The following is a 23,191-nucleotide window of genomic DNA, read 5'->3' as shown; positions in this document are numbered from 1 at the left end:
ACTAAAGGAGTAACGGTTTTATATACCGTTTGATGATTTGAAAGTTGAAAAGAGAATAAGGGGAAACCCCTCCCCAGGTTCACCGGGGAGGAGACAGGCATCAATCAGATGCCGACGCTGATGCTTTCAGGCAGGGTGCTGCCGCCATCAATCACGTTTTGCGTGCCAGTTAAATAGCTGGACTCATCCGACGCCAGGAACGCCGCCAGTTCACCCACTTCAAGCGGACAGGCCAGACGACGCATCGGGATCGCTTTCGCCATGTCGACTAATACGGATTCAGGATCGTCCGGGTTAGACTGACGCGCGATATTCTCTGCCATCGGCGTACGAACGTAGCCCGGGCAAATGGCATTTACGCGAATGCCGGACTGCGCGTATTCAACCGCCAGGGACTTGGTTAAGCCGATAATAGCGGCTTTCGACAGCGCATACGCCGTTTCGCCCGGGTCGGCTACCATATCGCCTGTTACCGATGACATCATCACGATGCGCCCGTCTTTGCGCGCAATCATCTCCGGCAGAACGGCCTTCGTCACGTTCCAGACGCCTTTAATGTTGACATCAATGTGGAAGTCGCGATCTTCATCGCTCATTTCAAGGAAGTTGCCAAGGCGACATACACCTGCATTGTTGACCAGAATGTCGATTTTGCCTTCAATTTTCTTCGCGCGTTTTACCGCTTCCGTGACCGACGCAAAATCTCTGACGTCTGCGTGAACCGCTGTGCAGCGATGCCCGCGCCCAGCCAGTTCATCCGCCAGCTTTTCAATCTCATCGGAGATATCCAGCAGGATTAAGTTCGCGCCATGGCGGGCAAACGTTCTGGCGATCCCCTCGCCAATACCCTGAGATGCGCCCGTAATCAATGCTGTTTTGCCCGTGAGTTTTCCCATTTCAATATTCTCCTTTTGAATATGAAGCCTTCACTTCATTCACGCAGAAGATACAGCATTAACAAATTCATGCTGAGGAATAGCTCACTAAATCAGGTTAATTTCAGGTAAAAAAAATCCCCGTCGGGGCGGGGATTTTCAATTTCATGACAGATAAGAACGCGGTAGGCCTGGTAAGCGTGAGCGCAACCAGGCAACACTGGGGTTACAGCGCCATCAGTCGATCCAGCGACGGTGCAAAGTAATAGCCACCGGTGACCGGTTTGGTGAAGCGCAGCATTGCATCACGTTTGCCGTCGGTATCGCCAAACATGCTCAGCAACTGTTGTTCAATGTTGTGCAGACGGGCGCAGTAGGCGCAGAAATAGAGACCATGCGTGCCGCTGGCAGTGCCGTATGGCAGGCTCTGGCGTACAATTTTCAGCCCTTTACCGTCTTCTTTGAGGTCAACACGGCTCAGGTGGGATGTTACCGGACGATCGTCACCATCGATCTCTTCGTTGGCTTCCTTGGTGCGGCCAATCATCATTTCCTGGTCATGGATGCTCATGCGATTAAGCTGCTTCAGGTTATGTTCCCAACGCTGCACAAACACATAGCTGCCACCGGCATCCACACCATCTTTGATAACGGCGACTTCACGGCGCGTTTCTTCGCCTGCCGGGTTTTCCGTACCGTCAACAAAGCCGCTGAGGTCACGCTCTTCGACCCAACGGAAACCGTGGATTTCTTCTTTGACTTCAATACAGTCGCCAAATGCTTCCATTGCCGCCTGCGCAACGGAGAAATTCACGTCATGACGCAAAGAGAGAATATGGATCAACACGTCATATTGGGTTGCTGGTGCCAGACCTTTACCATAAGGGATAAAGTCTTTTAACTCTTCAGCACCGACGCCGCCGCTCAATGCACGCCAGGTGTTGTTGCCAAAAGCGACAACCGCGCCCAGATGCGCATCCGGGAACTTAGCTTCAAAGGTCGCCAGCTTATCGGCGAAGGTTTTGCTGGCCGCACGCAGGGCCTCAACGTCGCCTTTAACATTGGCTTCAATCCAAATCGCCGCACGGCAATGTTCTGGCAAAATGCCACTCTGAACCTGAGACATTGTTCCTCCTGAAAAATAGATGCCACGACACCGTGGCATTGATGGGCGATATTCTACCTGTTTTTTTAACAAGCCGATTTGTTCAGACGCAAATTAACGCCGCCAGATAATTTTGCTTACTTTCCACGCTTTCAGCGTGTCGTCAGACGGCATTATATCCTCAGGCCCGCTCCATTCACCGGAAAAAATATAGCTAATATGTTGACTTCCTTCAGCTTTACACTCAACGCCCGCGCTGTCATCGCCGGTTGCCTTTTGGCAATTACCGAAAGCTTTAGTGTAAAGGTCGCTAAACGGTGTACCGATTTCGACACCCGCGACTGACGAAATATCGTGGTCTAACACATCAATACGACTAATGGTTCCCTGGCTACCATTGATGACTATCGCCAGCTTGTCGTCTTTCATCGCTTCATAGAAGCGCACCACATTTCCGTTATCAGTCTTCATCCCGCTACGCAGGCGGTAATCACCGTCCAGCGCATCAGCAATGGCTTTTTCATCCAGCGGTGTCGCGCCCGTTAACGCTCCGACGCCCTGCTCTGTGACCTGCGTTGAAGAACCAAACCAGTTCCACGGATTGGCGGCAGACCAGTTCACCGAGGACAACGTTGAACACCCGGCCAGTAGCAGCGGCATCGCGCATAAAGTCAAACGCAGTGATTTCATTTCACTTCCTTCCTTATTTATCAACGTTGCTTGGAGTCCGGTTTCCCCAAAAAGTGCCGTTATTCTTTCTCAAGGGAAAAACAGGCACGCAAACGTTGATTGGTTAACAGCCAGACCAGTGCGACGATATCCGCCACCAGCAGCGCCAGCCCGACACCGTTGAGCGGATCGCCTGCCAGCCACATCACCGGCTGCCAGCACAGCAGCACCAGTTGAGCGAGAATCAATAATCCGCGCAGCCTGTGCCACAAAACGGGGAACGCAAAACGCCGCCCGCTGAGTAAAAACGCCAGTACGGCCGGAACGCCGGGGAGCAAACCCAGCCAGAATGCGTCATGATCGGGATAAAACAGGTTCAGCAACGTGTTGCCCTGCTCGCGCGAAGATCCCGCAATCACAAACAGCACCCAGGTGCGCGCCTGCAGCAGCAGTACGCACCAGAACAGAAATGGCAGACGCAGGCACCCGTGAACGTCATAGTCGGCCGGATGGAACTCAGTACTCTTCATCTTCAATCAAACGCTTGCCCAGATTGAGTACATCCGCATGTTCATAGCCCAGACGTTCATACATACCCAGCACCACGTCGTTATCTTCCCGCACCATAATTTGAATCTTCGGACAACCGCGGGCAATGAGCTTTTTCTCCAGTCGGTTAAGCAGCGCATTAGCGATGCCGCGACCGCGAAACTCAGGGTGCACGCCGAGATAATAGGCCGAACCGCGATGTCCGTCGTAGCCGCCCATCACTGTGCCGACAACTTCACCGTTCACTTCTGCGACCAGAAACAAGCTGACGTCATGATTGACTTTGCGTTCAATGTCCATTTCCGGGTCATTCCATGGACGCAGCAAATCACAGCGCTCCCAGAGGGTGATCACCTCTTCGAAATCTTCCTGGCGAAAAACGCGTATTTCCATGGTATTGGTTACCTTTTCAGGACGTTAAAAAGCGATTATGGCGCGAACCACTGATTTAGCCAATATCTGACGCGAAGCGGCGGAAAAAATGGCATAATACGGAATTGTCACGTATTGAAATGAAAAGTAAAACAATTCTTATCCCGATCCGTCGCAACGGACAACGCGATACGATATAACGTTTAGAACCTTTTTTTACAACTCAGGCCGTATGAGCACTTTTAAACCACTAAAAACACTCACATCGCGCCGCCAGGTGTTGAAAGCCGGGCTGGCCGCCCTGACGCTGTCAGGCATGTCGCAAGCCATCGCTAAAGAAGAAGCGCTTAAGACCAGCAATGGGCACAGCAAACCGAAAGCGAAAAAAGCCGGCGCTAAGCGCGTAGTTGTCCTCGATCCGGGTCACGGCGGGATTGATACCGGCGCAATTGGTCGCAACGGTTCGAAGGAGAAGCACGTGGTGCTGGCGATTGCCAAAAACGTGCGCTCGATTCTACGCAACCAGGGCATTGATGCGCGCCTGACCCGCTCCGGCGATACGTTTATTCCGCTGTACGATCGCGTCGAGATAGCCCACAAGCATGGCGCCGATCTGTTTATGTCAATTCACGCCGACGGCTTCACCAATCCGAGTGCGGCAGGGGCATCGGTCTTTGCGCTGTCTAATCGCGGCGCCAGTAGCGCCATGGCGAAATATCTGTCCGATCGTGAAAACCGGGCCGATGAAGTGGCCGGAAAGAAGACCACTGATAAAGACCATTTGCTGCAGCAGGTACTGTTCGATCTGGTGCAAACCGACACCATTAAAAACAGCCTGACCTTAGGGTCGCATATTCTCAAAAAGATTAAGCCGGTACACCGTCTGCACAGTCGTAGCACTGAACAGGCCGCCTTCGTGGTGCTAAAATCACCTTCGATTCCGTCGGTACTGGTCGAAACCTCGTTCATTACCAATCCGGAAGAAGAGCGACTGCTCGGCACGACGGCATTTCGTCAAAAAATCGCTACCGCTATCGCCAATGGCATCATTAGCTATTTCCACTGGTTTGATAACCAGAAAGCACACTCGAAGAAACGTTAATCATGAAGCCCGATGTACAGCGCGTAAAACAGTTCCTGCTCAGCCTGCAGGATGATATTTGTCAGCAGTTATCCGCCGTAGATGGCGCCGGGTTCGTTGAAGATAACTGGCAGCGCGAAGCGGGCGGCGGCGGGCGCAGCCGGGTGCTGCGTAACGGTGGTATTTTCGAGCAAGCGGGCGTCAACTTCTCCCACGTCTACGGCGATGCAATGCCGGCCTCGGCTACCGCCCATCGCCCGGAGCTTGCCGGGCGCAGTTTTGAGGCCATGGGCGTCTCGCTGGTGGTGCATCCTCAGAATCCTTACATTCCGACCAGCCATGCCAACGTGCGTTTTTTTATCGCGGAAAAACCGGACGCCGAGCCGGTGTGGTGGTTTGGCGGCGGCTTTGACTTAACACCCTACTACGGCTTTGATGAGGATGCGGTGCACTGGCACCGCACGGCGCGTGATCTGTGCCAGCCGTTCGGTGATGACGTGTACCCGCGTTACAAAAAATGGTGCGATGACTACTTCTTTCTCAAGCACCGTAACGAGCAGCGCGGCATCGGCGGGCTGTTTTTCGATGACTTAAATACGCCGGATTTCGATCACTGCTTCGCCTTTATGCAGGCGGTTGGCGCAGGCTACACCGACGCATATCTGCCGATCGTCGAACGCCGCAAAGCGATGATATGGGGTGAGCGCGAGCGTAACTTCCAGCTTTATCGCCGTGGGCGCTACGTGGAGTTCAACCTGGTGTGGGATCGCGGCACGCTGTTTGGCTTACAAACCGGCGGGCGCACGGAATCGATTTTGATGTCGATGCCGCCGCTGGTGCGTTGGGAATATGATTACCACCCGGATGACGGCAGTCCGGAAGCCGCCCTTAGCGAGTTTATTCAGGTGCGCGACTGGGTGTAATGGCCTGATGGCGGAACAATTCGTAGGCCGGATAAGACGCAAGGCGTCGCCATCCGGCAGCGCAGCAACCACAATTGCCTGATGGCGGCGAACGCCTTATCAGGCCTACTCAAGCTATACCATCACGCCCACTGGCGCATGCGCTGATGCAGCGTCAGCGACGGTTTCTCCGCAAACAACTGCTGGTAGTCGGTCGCAAACTGCCCTAAATGCCAGAATCCCCACTGCATGGCAGCGTCTTTCACCGTGGTACTTTGCGACCACGGGCTTATCAGCTCGCGACGCACGGCGTTCAGGCGAATGCGTTTTAACCAGGCATTCGGTCCAATGCCGAGGATTGCGTGAAAAGCGTTTTGCAACGTCCGGCGGCTGACGTGCAGCTGGTTACACAGGTCGAGCACGGTCAGCGGTTCTGACATATTTTCCAGCACGTATTCGCGCGCCCGCGACAGCAGGCGGCGATAGCTCTGATGGCTGATGCTCTCAGCCGTGATTATCGGCTGCGCTTCCTCCAGCATGGTGCCCATCGCCAGCAGCAGGTTATCGCCCAACACTTTGCGCACCGCAGGCTGATGAAGATTCGCCGGATTTTCGCTGAACGTTGCCAGCGCCTGCTGCACAAAGCCCCAAAGGGCAGCTTTATGTTGTTCTTTCACCTCCAGCGCCGACTGGTTGCGCAGCATATGCAGCACCCTTTCCGGGTTATGCAGGAAGTTAGCCTGACGAGCAATCGCCTCTTCCGAAATAACGACACCCAGAATGGTGTAATCGTCCGGCGTACTCAGTTCAAACTCTGTCCCACCTGGACGGGTAGCGATTTCAGCGCTACCCAGACACTGGGTACCAATAAATCCCTGTTCGCCGCGGGTGGCCGGAATACCAAACCAGAACGAGTTCGGCCAGACCAGACACGACTGACGCAGCGCCAGACCGGTGTATTCACGGAACACCTGAATATCGTCGAGCAGGATTTCCGTGAACTCGCCATGAAATTTTCCCGGATGCAATTGGTCGTAGATCTGCTGCCAGGCGGTAATCGTCAGCGCATGCTCATACACATCCGTTGTTCGCCGCTGGTGAACGTTGTCCACCTCCACTTTCGGCGTAAGTTTAACGTCTTCGGGTAATGCTTCATGATAAAGATGGTGCAGGTTTGCAGTACGGGTCTTTTTCATGATCTTTTAAGCCGGAAGCTTCAACGAAGCCCCCGGCCCTCCGACAGGTTAATTTTTTAAGCGATAGCGACTACTGCGTTTACGCAACGCTCCGTCAGAAAAGAGCTGTTCCAGCGCCTTTCTGGCTTCATCAAGTGACCAGCCAAAGTGGGCAGCCACTTCCCCTGCCGTCACTCCCTGACGGACCGATGTTAACAGCGCCAGCAATTCATCAGAGGATTCAGATGACACAGATGCTTCCTGCGTCTTCTCTGGGGCCTCATCTGACTTCACTTCAGGCTTCTGCTCTGGTTTCTTCGGTTCTGGTTTCTTCGGCTGGCGCGTAAAACCGCCGATCAGCCACTGGGTGTCATCATCCGGCCGCCCTATCTCCTTGCGGCTGACAACACGTCCTGTACGCGCTGCGGCTGCGCTTCCGGCATCCAGCGCTGCACGACACGCGGCCAGATCGCCTTCCACCACCAGAGTCAGCCTGCCAGGATCCAACACCTGGTGACTGAGCAGACGCACGTTCGCGGCTTTCAGCATGGCATCCGCCGCGTCTACGGCAGCCACCATGCCATCCACTTCCAGTAATCCCAGTGCATTGATCATTGCAACCTCTCTTACGCGCGCTGGACAGGATTACGGGCAATATCCAGAACAGCATCAGCGAAAGCATTACAGGCAGCTTTACAGGCAGCCTGGCTACCGGTTAAAAACGCCGCTGAGTAGTTGGTTTCTGACGGCGGCGGCACATAGGTGACAATCTGTACATCGGCAGATTTAAGCGCAGCATCAATACCAAATGTTGCCTCCAGCGGCGGTGCCACCAGATACGCCATCGGATCGCCAAGTCGGCATCCTGCGGTCGCCGAGAGATACGAACCAGTACGCGAAACCACGTGCGCAAGGAAGGCGGTATCTTCTGCGTCATTGGCCCACTGGAACGTCGCGCCGCTTTCGATATTGGCGACCATGGCGTCCAGGCCGGCGCGAACTTCGGCCGGGTTCGGCCCGCCGAGCATGATCAGCACTTCGCCCGAGGTTGGAGAGGGACTGTGCGCCGCGCCGGCATACAGCGAGCGGCCATAAACCACTTCCACCATCGCCTGTTTTGTCGCTTCGTCTGCGGCAATATACGCCACGTCATCAGAATCTGCTGTGATGAGTCCGAGACTACGTATATGTGGCGGTAATTTAAGTTCACGGGCAAAACCGTCATTTACCGAGGCAATCACGCGCATTGCGGTGACTGAAGGTCTAATCAAATCTAATGCTGGCATGATGCCTCCTTAACGGGTCATATTGATGCCGGACGCTTTTTGCTCCAGCATGCGCTTGGCCAAATCCACGATCACCGCCGCCGCTTCAACCGGTGGCGTACCGCCCTGGTGAATATTGGAGATACAGGTACGATCAGCTTCAACGGTCGTCGCCACGCGTGGCGAATAGACGGCATAGCAGGACAGACTTTCCGACTGGCCGAGGCCCGGACGTTCCCCAACCAGCAGGATCACTGCTTTCGCGCCGAGCAGTTCACCGATCTGATCTTCGATTTTCACGCGGCCATAGCGAACAAAGAACGGTGTCCCGACTTTTAATCCGGCCTGTTTTAAGCCTGACAACAGCGGCGGCAGGATCTCTTCGTAGTTAGCGGTGATGGCGTCGGTAGACAGACCATCAGAGATAATCACCTGCACATCCGGGTTCATTACACACTGTGATTTCAGCGCTTCAATGGCTTCTGCGCTCAGACGACGCCCCATGTCCGGGCGCGTCAGATACAGATTTTTGTCGCTGATTTCTGAGCGTACTTCCAGCAAGCCTTGCGCTTTCACCCACTCTTCCGGTACTTCTTTCAACACTGTATCTTTTGAACGCGAGTGGTCAGCCAGGAAGCGCAGCAGCGCCTGAGTGCGCGGACGCGGACCGGCACGACCGGTACATACACGCGCGGCGGTGCTGCGGCGCAGCTCGGTCAGCACTTCTGCGCGATGCGGGTTCTCAACGCCAATCCACGCTTTCGCTTCGGCTGAACCTAAGTCCATCGCACAGCTTTCACCCGTTGGTGCGGCGCACTGCGTAGTGCTGCATTTCGTTTCTGGTGACGGCGCTTGAGCCTGCGGCTGTGACTCCCCCATTGACGCCATTACACTGCGTACAATTTCTTCAATCTGTTTTTGATCCATCGTATGTCATCCCCGCGTCATCAGAAGAACAGTGACGGATCGCCCGCCCGTTTGGTCAGGCGACCGTTTGCCATAATGCCCATGGTTTCCAGCCAGCGTTCAAACTCCGGTGACGGACGCAGGTTCAGCAACTGGCGCACGGTCGCGGTGTCGTGGAAGGCGGTGGTCTGGTAGTTGAGCATGATGTCGTCACCGAGCGGCATGCCCATGATGTAGTTGCAGCCAGCGGTGGCGAGCAGAATCATCAGGTTTTCGTTGAGGTTCTGGTCAGCATCAGCATGGTTGGTGTAACAGCAGTCGCAGCCCATTGAGATGCCGCTCAGCTTGCCCATGAAGTGATCTTCTAAGCCCGCGCGAATAATCTGACGGTCGTTGTAGAGATATTCCGGCCCGATAAAGCCCACCACGGTGTTCACCAGGAACGGATCGTAGTGACGCGCCAGCCCGTAGTTACGCGCTTCCATCGTCACCTGATCGGCGCCGAAGTTAGCGCCAGCGGAGAGCGCAGACCCTTGCCCGGTTTCAAAGTACAGGCAGTTTTCCCCGGCGATACGATTGAACTCCGCGCCCACTGCACGCGCCTCATCCAGCATCGCCAGCTCAACGCCAAACTCTTTTAAGCCTTTCTCACTGCCGCAGATACTCTGGAAAATCAGCCCGCCCGGCGCACCGCGACGAATTGCTTCGATCTGGGTGGTGACGTGCGCCAGTACGCAGCCCTGGGTCGGAATATTGAACTTGTCGATAACGCCATACACGGTATCGAGCACGCGGCTTAAGTTTTCCACGTCATCCGTTACCGGGTTAACGCCGATCACCGCATCACCTGCACCGAAGGACAACCCTTCGTAGATTTGCGCGGCAATACTCTGCACGTCGTCACGGGTATCGTTCGGCTGCAAACGGCAGCTGAAGGTGCCCGGCAAGCCAATGGTGGTGTTGGCTTTTTTCATCACCGGCATTTTTTTGCCACCGTAGATCAGATCCGCGTTGGAGCAAATTTTAGCCACGCCTGCGACCACTTCTGACGTTAACCCTTTGCGCATAAACGCAATGTCATCGACAGAGGTTTCATCACTCAACACGTACTCGCGCAGCTCACTGATGCTCCAGTTTTTGATGCGGTTATAGGCCGTTTCGTTGACGTCATCCTGAATCAGACGCGTGACGCAGTCCTCTTCATAGGAAATCACCGGGTTATTGCGAATATCCGCCACCGTCATTTCCGACAACACCTGTTTGGCCGCCACGCGCTCCTGCGAACTGGTTGCAGCTACCCCTGCCAGCACATCCCCCGAACGCAGTTCGTTGGCTTTTGCCAGCACCTCTTTTACATCCTTAAACTGATAAACATTGCCGAACAATGTGGTCTTTAGTTTCATAAGTCGTTCCCTCAGGAAGGAAATGCGAGTGATTTCACCGTCACCGGCACAACCGATCCGCCAAAAAGAGGCGTACCAATGTCGATATAGTCCCCCGCCCGGACAACCACCTCATCGATGACCGCCAGCGGGTGTTGCTGTAACTGTGGGCGTAACAGCATGCCCAGGGCTTTACCAAAATCCTGCTCGGCTACCACCAGCAGGGGATGCGGATTCGGATAGCGCGCGACAAAGGCCAGCAGCGCATCAATCACCGTTAACAGCGCGGCGTAGCGCACCGGTAACGAACCTGGCAGCGCCAGCACGTAGGCGTCGGTTTTCGGGTCAAGGTCGAGCTGCAGCAGCGCCTGCTGCCAGGCCGCCACCAGATCAGCCTCATCAACCGGAATCGCCACCGGCAGATTGCGCAGCGGAAGCGCCACACCCTCCAGCCAGATAGTGCTGCCCGAAAGCGACAGCGTATGCGCCCCGGCGCCAATCACCGTGGCGCGCACGGTTTGCGCCGGAAACTGCACGTTCATCTCACGCAGGCGCGGATGTTCATGCAGCGCCGTTGCTAACAGCGGCCCAATGTCGGAAAAACAGAACGGATCGGCAGGTTGGTTGCGGTAGCACTCACCCACCCCGCCGGACAACGTAATCACTTCAGGCTTCACGCCAACGGGCAGCAGACCGGTTTGCATCAGCGCCTGCGCCAGCGGTGAAAGCGTGCCGTCAATCACCTCCACAATCAGCGCCGCCATCCGTCGCGCCACCTGAACAAGCTGCGCCGCATTGAGAGTTCGGGCATCAGTGCCTGGACCAAATACGTCATCAACAATCATTTGTCCTGGCTGATGCGCGTGAACCACGCGCCCCTGGCCGTCCGTTTCCAGTAGCCGTCCGCCGACGTTCAGACAGGCCGAGCCGCTGACTTTTCCCGCGTCGAACAGCACGTAGTTCGACGTCCCCCCGCCGATGTCGATATTCAGTACACGGCACAACTTCTGCTCTGACAGAGTCTGGGCACCCGCACCATGACCAGCAATCACCGATTCCAGATGTGGGCCAGCGCTTGCCACCACGAAGTCGCCCAGCGACTGGGAGAGCGTCATCACCGCCGGACGAGCATTGCGGGTTTTGGCGCTTTCTCCGGTAATGATGATCGCGCCGGAATCGACGCTCTCTGGCGCAATCCCTGCCGCCTGATACTGGGCGAGGATCAGTGCTTTCAGTTCGGCCTCTTTCAACCCGCCCTGCTTATCAACGGGGGTAAAGAACACCGGGCTTTGCCAGCTAATTTCGCGTTTGATGAATTCGTAGCGCGGCACCTGCGACACTGCCGCACGGTTAACCAGCTCAAGGCGCGAGAAGATCACCTGAGTAGTTGTGGTGCCGATATCGATACCGACGCTCAGTAGCTGGCGAGTGTTCACGATTGCGCCTCCGGATTGGTTTCTGCTGGTGCCGGAACATCTTCGTCTTTCGGTACTAACAGCATAGCCACGCCAATCGCCGTCACGCCGCCGATCAGCTTGCCGACAATCATCGGGAAGATCATGGCGTTCATGTTGGCAGCGGCGAAGCCTAAGTGGTCACCCAGAGCGAAGGCCGCTGAGACCGCGAACGCGCAGTTGATCACTTTGCCGCGGGTATCCATGTTTTTCATCATGCCGAACATTGGGATGTTGTTGGCAAGCGTTGCCACCATACCCGCAGCCGCAATGTTATTAACTTTCAACAGGTTGCCGACACTCATCAGCGGTTTTTCAAACCAGCGGGTCAGCAGCAGCACCATCGGGTAGGCACCCAGCAGCACACAGGAGATAGAACCGATAACTTCGATGGCGCGCATCACTTCACCCGGCTTATCGCCTGGCGCCATGAAAATAGGATCAAGACCCGGGATCAGCTCCCAGCCGAGCAGGAATTTAATCACCGCAGCCGCCAGACCGAGGGTGATCAGCGCTACCAGGAACTTGGCGAAGATCTGGAAGCCGTTGATCATTTTTTCCGGGATGAATTTCAGTCCCAGCGCCACCAACACGGCCACGATCAGCACCGGGATCATGTTCATCAGGATCAACGCAAAGGTGAACTCCACCGGCTGACCGTTGATTTCCACGCCGGAGTACATCGCGACCAGACCACCCGCAATACAGCCAATCGGAATGGTGACGATACCGGCCAGCACGCCCAGCGCCAGATAACGACGGTCAGACGGTTCAATAATTCCCAGCGCAACCGGAATGGAGAACACCAGCGTCGGTCCCATCATCGCGCCGAGGATCAGGCCAGAGTACAGCCATGCCGCAACGTCGCCGCCCGCCAGTTCTTTCGCCAGGAAGAAGCCGCCCATATCGCACGCCAGCAGCGTTCCGGCAAACATCGACGGGTTCGCGCCCAACATTTCGTACAGCGGAATAATCACCGGCCCGAGCACATGCGCAAGTACCGGCGCCAGCGCGGTCATACCGACCATCGCCAGGCCCAGCGCGCCCATTGCCATAAAGCCTTCTTCAAACTGACCGCCCGATCCCTCAATGCTCTTACCGAACTTACCGAGGAAGCGCGCCGAACCGCCGAACTGCGACAGGATCCTGTCCACGGCGGCAATCAGCATAAAGAACATCATGATGTACATGATGATTTCGTTAATTCCCATAGCCCCTACTCCCTGTCATTTGTGATTTGTAGGCCGGATAAGACGTTTACGTCGCCTCCGGCATTAACGCCGTGTTATTGCCGGATGGCGGTGCGAGCACCTTATCCGGCCTACAGGCATTACCCGGCAGCCGCGTACAGGTCGATAATCTGTGCCTGCGTGGCGGTGCGTGGGTTACTGCGAATACAAATATCCTCCAGCGCGGCGTGTGCCCATGCGCTGTAATGCTCGGGTTTTGCCCCAACGTCAGAGAGGCGTTTGGTCTGGCCCACTTCGCTAATCAGCTCGCTGACGGCGTTGATGGCATCACGATCGTCCGACTTCTTGTTGGTTAACGCCCTGCCGATATGGCTGAAACGCTCACGACACACCATGCGGTTGAATCCCATTACCGTGGGCAGCAGCATGGCGTTAGCCTGTCCGTGCGGGATATGCAGCGTCGCCCCCGGTTGGTGCGCCATCGCGTGACACAGGCCCAGCCCCGCGCTGGAAAACGCCATTCCCGCCATGCAGGACGCCAGTAACATGCTTTCACGCGCCGCCAGATCGTGGCCGTATCCGACGGCCTTCGGCAGCGATTTACCAATCATCGCAATCGCGCCAATCGCCAGGCTGTCGGTAAACGGCGTCGCGTTCAGCGCGCTGTACGCTTCAACGGCATGGGTCAGCGCGTCAATACCAGTCATTGCCGTCACGTGCGCGGGAACGCCCTCCGTTACCGCAGCATCCAGAATGGCGACGTCCGGCATCAGGGTTGCATGCGCCAGCACTTTTTTAAGTCCGGTGGCGGCGTCGATAATCACCGTAACGTTGGTGGTTTCTGACCCGGTCCCGGCGGTGGTTGGCACGGCAATCAGCGGCAGACGCGGGCGCAGCACGCTGTGCTCCGTCATGTCAGCCAGCGTTTGCGTCGGGTTGGTCACCAGCAGCGCCACTGCTTTAGCGGCATCCAGTACAGAGCCGCCGCCAAAGGCCACCACGCCGTCACATTTTGATTCGCGCAGTTGCGCGACCGCCGCGCAGACGTCCGTAATACACGGCTCGCCGACCGGACATGGCCACAGCGTCATTGCCACGCCTTTCATCGCCAGGCTACGTTCCAGAGCGGCGGTCATCCCCGCCTGATGCAGGAAGCTGTCAACCATGACGAACATATGCGTCAGTCCGCGCGTTTGCGCTTCCTGTCCGCAGGTGCTGAGCGCTCCCAGTCCGCATAATGTGACCGGTGGAACGCTGAACGTTTTTACGCGTTGCAGATTCAGGGCATCGAATGCCTGAAAGAGCGCGGTCTGCAATTCAGCTTGCATAGATTCCTTCCGCTTTTACTTTTCCGCTATTGGCAATCGCCAGCGGGGTCATAAACAGACTGTGCTGCGGTAAATGCACCTGCAGCTCCGGGAAACGCTTACGAAAAAGCTCATCAACACCCGGCTGCATACAGGACCCACCGGCCAGCCATAAATCCGTAATCCCTTGTCCGGCAATATGATGGGCGACGATTTCCGCCATCTTTTCGTAAACCGGCTTAACCACCGGCCAGATTTCTTTGCCATTGCTGCGTTTGAACTGCTCGGCTTCTTCCAGTTGAATACGACGGTTCCCGGCGAGCGTCAGGGAAATGTGGTGCCCACCGGTCGCTTCGTCAGCGGAGTAAGTCACTTTGCCCTTTTTCACAATGGCGATACCGGTCGTACCACCGCCGATATCGACGACTCCGGCGTTATCAAGCGCCAGCAGATCCGCCACGGCGGTTGGCTCATCCAGCACATGGCTCACCTCAAGCCCGGCGGACTCCAGCACGTTGATGGAGATACGCGGATCAGTGCCCGGCGGGAATGAGGTAGCCGCATGAGTAAAGCGGCAACCCAGTTGTTGCTCGAGCGTATCGAGATGGCGACGAACAATGGTCACAGCACCGAAGAAATCCCAGACGATGCCATCACGCACGACGTCAGCCCAGTCCAGACAAACCGCAACCGGCTGCCCATCGCTGTCGACAACCATCGACACTACATCACAGGTTCCCAAATCAACGCCCAGCCACAGCGGTGAATCGCTTACGGCAAGCGTCTGGTTACACAGCGATGCCGCTTTTTGCAGTCTGGGTGTGAGCCACAGTTGTTCGTCATGCGCCATCTCTTTCACTCCTTATACGATGCGAAACGCATCCACCAGCACACAGCGACGCAGGCGTACAAACGTGCGCGCACTGGTCACCCCTTCCCCGGTTGGCGTGGTAATGGTCATGGTCGTCCAGCCTTCGCCGCCAAGCCCAAGACCGGCAATGCACGGTCCGTTCTTGACGAAAATGCTGGTGTCGATGGCGTTAGCCATACGGTTCATGTTGTCGATGTTGCGTGAGTGCATCGCCGCCGTATGGTGACAACCACCTTCGAGCGTAACGGCCAGCGCAATGGCTTCGTCAACGTTAGCCACCCGCACCACCGGCAGCACCGGCATCATCAGTTCAGTCACAGCAAACGGATGCGTGGCGGAGGTTTCGACGAACAACAAGCGGGTTTGCTCCGGAACGTTCAGGCCGATCGCCGCGGCGATTTTTGCCGCATCGCGCCCGACCCAGTCACGGCTGACTGTGCCTTTACCACGCTCATCGACATTTTTCAGCAGTACCGGTTGTAGCTGTTCAGCCTGGGCGGTCGTCAGTTTGACCGCGTGCTGGCCCTCCATCAGACGCATCAGTTCATCAGCAACGCTATCCACGACGATCAGCACTTTTTCATCGGCACAGATAATGTTGTTATCAAACGACGCGCCTTTGACGATGGACTGCGCGGCGCGAGTCAGATCGGCCGTTTCATCCACCACCACCGGCGGGTTACCGGCACCTGCGGCAATCAGACGCTTGTTGGTATGCTTACGCGCAGACTCCACCACCGCTTCACCACCGGTGACGACCAGCAGTCCGATGCCCGGGTACTTGAACAAACGCTGGGCGGTTTCGATATCCGGGTTAGCAACGGTAACCAGCAGGTTCGCCGGACCACCTGCGGCGACTACCGCCTGGTTAAGCAGGCCGATCGCGCGCTGAGAAACGCCTTTTGCTGCCGGATGCGGCGCAAAGACGACGCTGTTACCCGCAGCAATCAGGCTGATGGCGTTGTTAATGACGGTCGCCGCCGGGTTGGTGGACGGCGTTACCGAAGCCACCACGCCCCACGGTGCGTTTTCAATCAGCGTCAGGCCGTTATCGCCGGTCAATACCTGTGGAGACAGGCATTCCACACCCGGTGTGCCGCGAGCCTGCGCCACGTTTTTGGCAAATTTATCTTCAACGCGTCCCATGCCTGTTTCACTGACGGCAAATTCCGCTAATTCTCTGGCGTGTTTTTCACCCGCTTCACGAATGGCGTGAATGGCCAGTTGGCGCATAGCAACGCTTTTCAGCCCCTGCTGGGCCACTTTTGCTGCCGCCACTGCGTCATCCAGGGAGGCAAAGACGCCCATTTCTTGAACGGCACTGACGGGTTGACTGCTGTCTTTCATTTTCAGCAGCACCGCTTTCACGACCTGTTCAATATCCTGTTGATTCATGATTTTCTGCCTTATTTGTGAAATACCACTTTCCCACCTGCCACCACTTCATCGACGATGCCAATCACGCACAGATCGACAGGCGATGAGTCGTTATGGTGCGCCTGGCGGGCTGAGCTTCCACTGACCAGCAGCACCCACTCTCCGGTTCCCGCCCCGATGCTGTCTATCGCAACAGCGCACTGCCCGTCGGGATTTCCCTGGGCATCAATCATTTCCACCATCAGTAACTTGTCGTGCGCGAGCCCCTGATGGCGAACGGTACAAACAATTTGTCCTGTGACGATTGCCAGTTTCATACCCGCCTCCGTGGCATATTTCAGGTAAAACCTCCCCCTACCCTCCGCAGAAGGTAATGTGAAAAGGAGAGAGGGTGACGCCAGCTTTCTCTTAACGATCCAGTGGCGTCACATGGACGACTTACATATCGTTGCTGTCGCCTTTGAAGCTGATCGGGAACACTTCTTCCAGATCGCCATGCGGACGCGGGATAACGTGTACAGAAACCAGTTCACCGATACGCTGCGCGGCAGCAGCGCCGGCATCCGTAGCCGCTTTGCAGGCTGCAACGTCACCACGAACCATGGCAGTACACAGGCCGCCACCGATTTGCTTCACGCCAACCAGTTTCACGCGCGCCGCTTTAACCATCGCGTCAGAAGCCTCAATCAGTGCAACCAGGCCCCGGGTTTCAATCATTCCTAATGCTTCCATTGTGCTTTCCTCTTAATCAAAGGGGTCCAGAACGGGACCGTTCATTCAACCAGTGTTTGCGAGACGCTTTCACGGCTCACGTCAGTCTGGCGCGGCACAGCTGCCACCAACGCCAGTTCGATAATTTCCTGTACGCTACAGCCGCGAGAGAGGTCGTGAAGCGGTGCGGCAAGTCCCTGAATCAAGGGACCAACGGCACGATAACCTCCCAAACGCTGGGCGATTTTATAACCAATATTGCCTGCCTCCAGCGATGGGAAAACCATCACATTGGCATTGCCCTTTAACGGACTGGCGGGCGCTTTTTGCGCAGCGACATCCGGCACAAAGGCAGCATCAAACTGCAGTTCCCCATCCACGGTGAGCTGTGGGGCACGCTCACGAACGATCTCCGTAGCCTGCTGCACGTTAGCGACATTGGGATGACGAGCACTGCCGTTGCTGGAAAACGACAGCATGGCCACGCGCGGCTCTTCACCTGTGATCGCCTTCCAGGTTTCAGCGCTGGCGATGGCGATGTCCGCCAGCTGTGCCGCGGTGGGCTGCGGCACAACGCTACAGTCTGCAAATCCTAATGACGGCCCGAGATACTGCGGCAGCATCAGGAAAATTGACGACAGCGTTTTGCAGCCAGGCTGTAATCCAATAATGCGCAATCCTGCACGCAGTACGTTTGCCGTTGACGACAGGTTGCCCGCAATACATACATCGGCTTTACCCGCACTGACCATCGCGGCGGCAAACATCAGCGGATCGTTGAGCTTCTCGCGCGCATCCGGCGGCGTTTTTTCGCCCGCGCGGGCCAGCCAGCGTAGGGCAAACTCTTCACGCATCTGTACATTGCTTTGTGGATCAATAACCTGAATACCGTCCATGGCTACGCGATGGCTGAGCGCAAACTGGCGTAGCGCAAACGGGCTGGCGACGAGAATCGGGCGCGCCAGACCGTGCTGGTGCAGGTAATTAGCGGCTTTCAGCACCCGTACATCCAGCGCATCCGGGAACACCACCCGAGCCGGCTTTTGTTTAGCGAGTTGGCGAGCACGTTCAATGATCATGACTTCTCCCCCAGTCGCTGTTGGATTTGGCTGACGCTTAGCGGATGCTTCGCCACGCTCAGAATCATCATTACGTAAACCGTGCTTGAAAGACGGTTGAGCGCCTGCAGAATGTCCGGTCGCAAGACTTCAAAACTGCGGGTGATAAACACCTGAGCGGCCACCGTTTCCGTTTCGCGGACTTTAGTGCGCAGCAGATTGAGCAACGCGCAATCACGTCCGTGGCTGGCTTCCGGCACCAGATGATCGTGGTCCAGGTAACGCAGCGGCTGATGAGAGAGCCGGTGTAAATCTTCGTCGCTCAAGCCAACAATAGCTTGTGCGGCCAGCGGTTCGTCCACAGCATCAGCACGCATAATGTTGCCCAGGCGCGAGCGAATATCCGCCAGCCACGGCTGCCAGGGTTCCGCCAGTTCAATTTGTAACCACACGGCCAGACCAATGGTGCTGTCCAGCGCGGCGCGAAATCCAAGTCTGGGGTCACTTTTGGCGACCATTTTGTCCGCCGTCAGATGCGTCAGCGTGTCAGGTTTCTTCGCCACCGGTTGATGACACAGTTCACAGGTCGCCTGCGGATGTGTATCGCTGCTGGTTAAACCATGCACCGGCTGCGGCTGCTGTTCCTCGTCGTCAACAAACAAGCTTCCCTGCTCGTCGATATACTTAATGCGCAGACGACGGCTTTCCAGCAACTCCCGGGCAGACGGCGTCAGGCGGGCATCAGCGGGGAGATGAATTTCAGCCCCTTCGCTGAGCGTATGATTCGCTCTGAGCCATGCTTCGGTAATGAAATCCTTCATACATCCGCCTTAGCAGGACTGCCAGTTCGCAGGCCAGGCCACATACAGGAACTTCACTGTTGATGGCGTACCAAATTCGATGCTGGAGCCTTTCGGGATAAACATCACGTCCCCGGCTTTGGCAATCATGGTTTCGCCTTCATGGCGAACGTGTAGCTCGCCTTCCAGAATCATGTCGATTTCGTCGTAGTTCAGCGTCCATGGGAAAAAGGCGTTATCCCACTGCATAAACCCGGCGGCCATGCTGCTACCGTCCTGGTCGGTCACCAGATCGGTTAAGCCGACGCAGTGCGGTTGCGCGCCATCAAAACGGCCAAACTTCACGCTGCTGCCGTCGATGACTTTCACACCGCCTTTGCCGGTCACCGAGTTAAAACTCGGCTGCATTCCGCCCTGCTCCAGCGACTGCTTTTCCTTCATCACTTTGTCCATCAGCTGCGCGACCAGGCTTTCGGTAAACTGTCCTTCCGGCAGTTGTGCAATGATGGTTTCGCGAATACGCTGGCTTTCCGTCTTGCCGTCATCCATCGCAGCAGGCGCTGCGGTTGTGGCCGACATAGTGGCCGGAGCGGATTCATCGCATTCAGTGATAGTGACGCCGAGCAGCGCCGCAACTTCGCGCGCCTCCGGGGTGATGATGCTGGCGCGCAGAACAACCGATATGTCCTGTTCGCCGCGTGCGTGGGCCGCACGAATATCGTTAGCTGTGATGAGTTTTTTCACCTGCCCTTTCCTCCTTTTGGCTGAGCTCAGTCAGATAATCCACCAGGTGCTGCACACTGCTTGGGTCGTGGCTATTGAGCTCAAAAATCGGCTCCTGAAACCCTATCCCGCGAAGTAATTGTCGCGTTGCGGCGACATCGGCATCCGGCACATCCGTTTTGCTGATAACGGCGATTTGTCGTTTACTGGCGCCGATATCCAACAGCCCGGCAGGTAAGCGACTTTCTAGATCATTTGCCGCATGTATATAAATCAACGTATCGACATCCTGCAGCGTGGTAATTAAGGCGTGATACCAGCGCGGATGGCTAAAATATTCTCCTGGCGTATCGATATCGCCGTTTTCATTAAACTCCACGGCCTGTGTTTTTCTGGCGAGGGAGTAATTCCCCTGTAGCGCATTAAAGAGCGTTGTTTTCCCCGCCCCTACCGTGCCGACAAACGCAATACGTTTCATCGCCGCCTCTGATTAACTTTTTGTCAGGTTGCACAACGTGAAATTTAATAACCGGCCCAGACCGCTCACCGTCTGGAGCAACGCTTCTTCAACCGCGCCTACCGAGCCGTAGATCACCAGCGCGCCGCTGAATCTATCGAGAAAGCCGATGTGTACATCCGCCGCTTTCATCGCTAAGTCACCGGCAATCATCGCGGTTTCACCTGGCGTCAGCGTCATAATGCCGATGGCGCCCGCTTCGGGAACGCCGATCTTTTTCGCCAGTTCCTCACCGGGGTGCGCAATGAGATGCGCCAGCGTGACCTGTTTCCCCGGCACAAATTCCTGAATAATGCGTTCTTTTTCCATTGCTCACCGCCTCCGCTAAAACTGCCCTCATCGTGGCAATTTTTTGTCAGAGTAAATAACAAAATTCGGCAACCAGGTTTAAAAGGTGAAGTGGATCACTAAGAAAAGAGAAATAAAAAGGCGCGGGAGAAACCCGCGCCGGAATTAATTAAAGTGAAATTACAGCGGCTGAGTCTGTGCTTCTACAACCGCCAGCGCCACCATATTCACGATACGACGAACAGAGGCGATCGGCGTTAATACGTGAACCGGTTTCGCTACGCCCATCAGCACCGGGCCGACCGTTACGCCTTCGGAACTTGAAACGCGGAGTAAGTTGTAACTAATACGCGCGGCTTCCATATTCGGCATCACCAGAATATTGGCGGAGCCTTTCAGCGGGCTGTCCGGCATCCGATCATTACGAATACTTTCCACCAGCGCGGCGTCACCGTGCATTTCACCGTCAATCATCAGTTCTGGCGCACGCGCCTTAATCAGCGCCAGCGCTTCACGCATTTTGCTGGCCGACGGGCAGTTAGATGAGCCAAAATTGGAGTGCGACAGCAGCGCCACCTTCGGTTCGATACCAAAGCGACGCACGGTCTCTGCCGCCATAATGGCGATTTCAGCCAGTTGATCCGGCGTCGGGTCGTCGTTGACGTAGGTATCGGCGATAAAGGTATTACCGCTTGGCAGCAGCAGCGCGTTCATTGCCCCTGCCGTATGGACGCCTTCACGGTGACCAAATACCGCGTTCACCACGCTGAAATGCTCATGGTAGTCGCCGATCGTACCGCAGATCATCGCATCCGCTTCACCGCGCTGCACCATGATCGCGCCGATCACCGTGGTATTAGCAATCACCGCCCGCTGCGCCTGCTCCTGGGTGATCCCACGGCGCTTCATGATCTGGTAATACTCACTCCAGTACTCTTTAAAGCGCGGATCGGATTCATTGTTGACTATTTCAAAATCAACGCCCGCTTTGATCTGCAGACCCAGTTTCTGGATGCGCATCTCGATCACGCTCGGACGACCAATCAGGATCGGCTTCGCCAGACCTAAAGTGATCAATTCCTGGGTAGCGTGCAGCACGCGCGCCTCTTCCCCTTCCGTCAACACCACGCGCTTCGGCGCTTTGCGTGCCAGCGAGAAAATCGGCTTCATGAACAGGTTAGTTTTGTAGACGAACTCACTCAGCTTATCGATGTAAGCATCAAAGTCGGCAATCGGGCGCGTCGCCACGCCAGAGTCCATCGCCGCCTTCGCCACCGCAGGCGCAATTTTGACAATCAGGCGCGGGTCGAACGGCTTAGGAATAATGTATTCCGGGCCAAAGCTCAGGTCCTGATCGCCATAGGCAGAGGCCACAACTTCGCTCTGCTCGGCATGCGCCAGCTCCGCAATGGCATGTACCGCAGCCAGCTTCATCTCTTCGTTGATGGCGGTTGCACCGACGTCCAGCGCGCCGCGGAAGATGAACGGGAAGCACAGTACGTTATTAACCTGGTTAGGATAGTCGGAGCGGCCGGTACAGATGATGGCGTCGGGACGCACCTCTTTTGCCAGCGGCGGCAGGATTTCCGGTTCCGGGTTCGCCAGCGCCAGGATCATCGGCGCACGCGCCATTTTCTTGACCATTTCCTGGGTCAGCACTTTCGGGCCGGAGCAACCGAGGAAAATGTCTGCGCCATCAATCACGTCGTCCAGCGTGCGCTTACCGTCATCCACCACCGCGTAGGCCGCTTTGGTTTCGGCCATATTCGGTTCACGATCTTTATAAATCACGCCTTTGGAGTCGCAGACCACAATGTTGTGTTTCTGCATCCCCAACGCCACCAGCAGGTTCATACAGGCAATCGCCGCTGCGCCTGCGCCGGACACCACCATGCGCACATCAGAGATATTTTTCTCCACCACCCGCAGACCGTTAAGAATTGCGGCGGTACTGATGATTGCCGTGCCGTGCTGATCGTCGTGGAAAACCGGAATATTCATGCGCTCACGCAGCTTTTGCTCAATGTAGAAGCATTCCGGCGCTTTGATATCTTCGAGGTTGATGCCGCCAAACGTCGGCTCAAGAGCCGCGACTACGTTGATAAATTTATCCGGATCGAGTTCATCAACTTCGATGTCAAACACGTCAATCCCGGCGAATTTCTTAAACAGAACGCCTTTCCCTTCCATCACCGGCTTGCCAGCCAGCGCGCCAATGTTGCCCAGCCCCAGCACCGCCGTACCGTTGGAAATAACCGCAACCAGATTACCGCGCGCGGTGTATTTGTAGGCGGCCAGCGGGTCTTTTTCAATTTCCAGACACGGAGCTGCAACACCGGGTGAATAGGCCAGCGCAAGGTCACGTTGAGTGGCAAGCGGTTTGGTCGGAGAAACCTGAATTTTACCTGGTACTGGAAATTCGTGGAAATCGAGGGCGCTTTGTTTTAACTGGTCATCCATCTTGTTGTTCCTTTCACGTATCGATCAAAAAAGTGTCGCAGGTAACCCTTCTATTGAGCCGCACATTATCACCTCTGTCAGCGGCGCAAACTTTGAAGGCCCCCAAACTCTCACTACTCAAAGAAAGAATTTGTTATCAATTTATAACAACCAT

At 55.9% G+C, this 23,191-nt stretch carries 25 protein-coding genes; 2 read left to right on the top strand and 23 right to left on the bottom strand.

What is annotated here, in order from left to right:
- Positions 1-104: 104 nt before the first annotated feature.
- The 5 genes from ucpA to OGX91_RS19310 all read right to left on the bottom strand — a co-directional run bounded on the left by ucpA (position 105) and on the right by OGX91_RS19310 (position 3,591).
- The gene (ucpA, locus tag OGX91_RS19330) at positions 105-896 is read right to left on the bottom strand and encodes an SDR family oxidoreductase UcpA (protein ID WP_005121934.1); all 792 of its coding nucleotides are present in this window, start codon (positions 894-896) and stop codon (positions 105-107) included.
- A 205-nt stretch (positions 897-1,101) separates the two neighbouring features.
- On the bottom strand, positions 1,102-2,001 hold the full coding sequence (gene yfeX, locus OGX91_RS19325) for a porphyrinogen peroxidase (RefSeq protein WP_003838547.1): 900 nt from the start codon (positions 1,999-2,001) through the stop codon (positions 1,102-1,104).
- A gap of 93 nt (positions 2,002-2,094) precedes the next feature.
- Positions 2,095-2,670 (bottom strand): RpoE-regulated lipoprotein, encoded by a 576-nt coding sequence (locus OGX91_RS19320; RefSeq protein ID WP_016150735.1) that lies wholly within the window; start codon positions 2,668-2,670, stop codon positions 2,095-2,097.
- Positions 2,671-2,729: 59 nt separating this feature from the next.
- Positions 2,730-3,179, bottom strand: coding sequence for a DUF2919 domain-containing protein (locus tag OGX91_RS19315; RefSeq protein ID WP_182290142.1), 450 nt, complete (start codon positions 3,177-3,179; stop codon positions 2,730-2,732).
- Complete coding sequence (locus OGX91_RS19310; protein ID WP_149692249.1) at positions 3,166-3,591, bottom strand: GNAT family acetyltransferase; 426 nt, start codon at positions 3,589-3,591, stop codon at positions 3,166-3,168. The genes OGX91_RS19315 and OGX91_RS19310 overlap by 14 nt, the downstream gene beginning before the upstream one ends.
- Before the next feature lie 211 nt (positions 3,592-3,802).
- Between OGX91_RS19310 and amiA the strand changes: the two genes are divergently transcribed.
- Together amiA and hemF are read left to right on the top strand one after the other, a co-directional pair.
- On the top strand, positions 3,803-4,672 hold the full coding sequence (gene amiA, locus OGX91_RS19305) for an N-acetylmuramoyl-L-alanine amidase AmiA (protein WP_005121924.1): 870 nt from the start codon (positions 3,803-3,805) through the stop codon (positions 4,670-4,672).
- Positions 4,673-4,674: 2 nt separating this feature from the next.
- Positions 4,675-5,574: an oxygen-dependent coproporphyrinogen oxidase gene (gene hemF / locus OGX91_RS19300; protein WP_149692248.1), complete on the top strand. Its 900-nt coding sequence runs from the start codon at positions 4,675-4,677 to the stop codon at positions 5,572-5,574.
- Between the two features lie 122 nt (positions 5,575-5,696).
- Here hemF and eutR read toward each other — a convergent pair whose 3' ends face one another.
- The 18 genes from eutR to maeB all read right to left on the bottom strand — a co-directional run bounded on the left by eutR (position 5,697) and on the right by maeB (position 23,037).
- Positions 5,697-6,749: an HTH-type transcriptional regulator EutR gene (gene eutR / locus OGX91_RS19295; RefSeq protein WP_005121920.1), complete on the bottom strand. Its 1,053-nt coding sequence runs from the start codon at positions 6,747-6,749 to the stop codon at positions 5,697-5,699.
- Between the two features lie 48 nt (positions 6,750-6,797).
- On the bottom strand, positions 6,798-7,343 hold the full coding sequence (locus OGX91_RS19290; protein ID WP_005121919.1) for an ethanolamine utilization microcompartment protein EutK: 546 nt from the start codon (positions 7,341-7,343) through the stop codon (positions 6,798-6,800).
- An 11-nt stretch (positions 7,344-7,354) separates the two neighbouring features.
- Positions 7,355-8,014 (bottom strand): ethanolamine utilization microcompartment protein EutL, encoded by a 660-nt coding sequence (eutL, locus tag OGX91_RS19285; protein ID WP_286627208.1) that lies wholly within the window; start codon positions 8,012-8,014, stop codon positions 7,355-7,357.
- 9 nt (positions 8,015-8,023) lie between these two features.
- Positions 8,024-8,920: an ethanolamine ammonia-lyase subunit EutC gene (gene eutC / locus OGX91_RS19280; RefSeq protein ID WP_005121916.1), complete on the bottom strand. Its 897-nt coding sequence runs from the start codon at positions 8,918-8,920 to the stop codon at positions 8,024-8,026.
- Positions 8,921-8,940: 20 nt separating this feature from the next.
- Positions 8,941-10,302, bottom strand: coding sequence for an ethanolamine ammonia-lyase subunit alpha (eutB, locus tag OGX91_RS19275; RefSeq protein WP_286627207.1), 1,362 nt, complete (start codon positions 10,300-10,302; stop codon positions 8,941-8,943).
- An 11-nt stretch (positions 10,303-10,313) separates the two neighbouring features.
- Complete coding sequence (eutA, locus tag OGX91_RS19270; RefSeq protein WP_005121913.1) at positions 10,314-11,717, bottom strand: ethanolamine ammonia-lyase reactivating factor EutA; 1,404 nt, start codon at positions 11,715-11,717, stop codon at positions 10,314-10,316.
- Entirely contained in the window at positions 11,714-12,946 is a 1,233-nt protein-coding gene (eutH, locus tag OGX91_RS19265) for an ethanolamine utilization protein EutH (protein WP_003038023.1), read from the bottom strand. Before eutH ends, eutA begins: the two co-directional genes overlap by 4 nt.
- 119 nt (positions 12,947-13,065) lie before the next feature.
- On the bottom strand, positions 13,066-14,253 hold the full coding sequence (gene eutG, locus OGX91_RS19260) for an ethanolamine utilization ethanol dehydrogenase EutG (protein ID WP_005121912.1): 1,188 nt from the start codon (positions 14,251-14,253) through the stop codon (positions 13,066-13,068).
- The gene (gene eutJ / locus OGX91_RS19255; RefSeq protein WP_286627206.1) at positions 14,243-15,082 is read right to left on the bottom strand and encodes an ethanolamine utilization protein EutJ; all 840 of its coding nucleotides are present in this window, start codon (positions 15,080-15,082) and stop codon (positions 14,243-14,245) included. The genes eutG and eutJ overlap by 11 nt, the downstream gene beginning before the upstream one ends.
- A gap of 12 nt (positions 15,083-15,094) precedes the next feature.
- Positions 15,095-16,498 carry an aldehyde dehydrogenase family protein gene (locus OGX91_RS19250; RefSeq protein ID WP_005121910.1) on the bottom strand — a complete coding sequence of 468 codons (1,404 nt, stop codon included), beginning with the start codon at positions 16,496-16,498 and terminating at the stop codon, positions 15,095-15,097.
- Between the two features lie 11 nt (positions 16,499-16,509).
- Positions 16,510-16,797 carry an ethanolamine utilization microcompartment protein EutN gene (gene eutN / locus OGX91_RS19245; protein ID WP_005121909.1) on the bottom strand — a complete coding sequence of 96 codons (288 nt, stop codon included), beginning with the start codon at positions 16,795-16,797 and terminating at the stop codon, positions 16,510-16,512.
- A gap of 121 nt (positions 16,798-16,918) precedes the next feature.
- Positions 16,919-17,212, bottom strand: a complete 294-nt coding sequence (gene eutM, locus OGX91_RS19240; protein ID WP_005121908.1) for an ethanolamine utilization microcompartment protein EutM — start codon at positions 17,210-17,212, stop codon at positions 16,919-16,921.
- 41 nt (positions 17,213-17,253) lie between these two features.
- Positions 17,254-18,270 (bottom strand): phosphate acetyltransferase, encoded by a 1,017-nt coding sequence (gene pta, locus OGX91_RS19235; RefSeq protein WP_005121907.1) that lies wholly within the window; start codon positions 18,268-18,270, stop codon positions 17,254-17,256.
- Positions 18,267-19,070 (bottom strand): ethanolamine utilization cob(I)yrinic acid a,c-diamide adenosyltransferase EutT, encoded by an 804-nt coding sequence (gene eutT, locus OGX91_RS19230; protein WP_005121906.1) that lies wholly within the window; start codon positions 19,068-19,070, stop codon positions 18,267-18,269. Before eutT ends, pta begins: the two co-directional genes overlap by 4 nt.
- Before the next feature lie 9 nt (positions 19,071-19,079).
- Positions 19,080-19,793: an ethanolamine utilization acetate kinase EutQ gene (eutQ, locus tag OGX91_RS19225; RefSeq protein ID WP_005121905.1), complete on the bottom strand. Its 714-nt coding sequence runs from the start codon at positions 19,791-19,793 to the stop codon at positions 19,080-19,082.
- Positions 19,771-20,250 carry an ethanolamine utilization acetate kinase EutP gene (eutP, locus tag OGX91_RS19220; protein ID WP_005121904.1) on the bottom strand — a complete coding sequence of 160 codons (480 nt, stop codon included), beginning with the start codon at positions 20,248-20,250 and terminating at the stop codon, positions 19,771-19,773. Before eutP ends, eutQ begins: the two co-directional genes overlap by 23 nt.
- A 12-nt stretch (positions 20,251-20,262) precedes the next feature.
- On the bottom strand, positions 20,263-20,598 hold the full coding sequence (gene eutS / locus OGX91_RS19215; protein WP_003037995.1) for an ethanolamine utilization microcompartment protein EutS: 336 nt from the start codon (positions 20,596-20,598) through the stop codon (positions 20,263-20,265).
- A 159-nt stretch (positions 20,599-20,757) separates the two neighbouring features.
- On the bottom strand, positions 20,758-23,037 hold the full coding sequence (gene maeB / locus OGX91_RS19210) for an NADP-dependent oxaloacetate-decarboxylating malate dehydrogenase (protein WP_005121903.1): 2,280 nt from the start codon (positions 23,035-23,037) through the stop codon (positions 20,758-20,760).
- Between the last annotated feature and the right edge of the window lie 154 nt (positions 23,038-23,191).

The sequence above is a fragment of the Citrobacter sp. Cpa228 genome, assembly GCF_030333085.1.
In the GTDB taxonomy this organism is placed as follows: domain Bacteria; phylum Pseudomonadota; class Gammaproteobacteria; order Enterobacterales; family Enterobacteriaceae; genus Citrobacter; species Citrobacter pasteurii.
The sequence above is the reverse complement of the archived record's forward strand: the minus strand, read 5'-3'. Positions and strand labels throughout refer to the sequence as shown.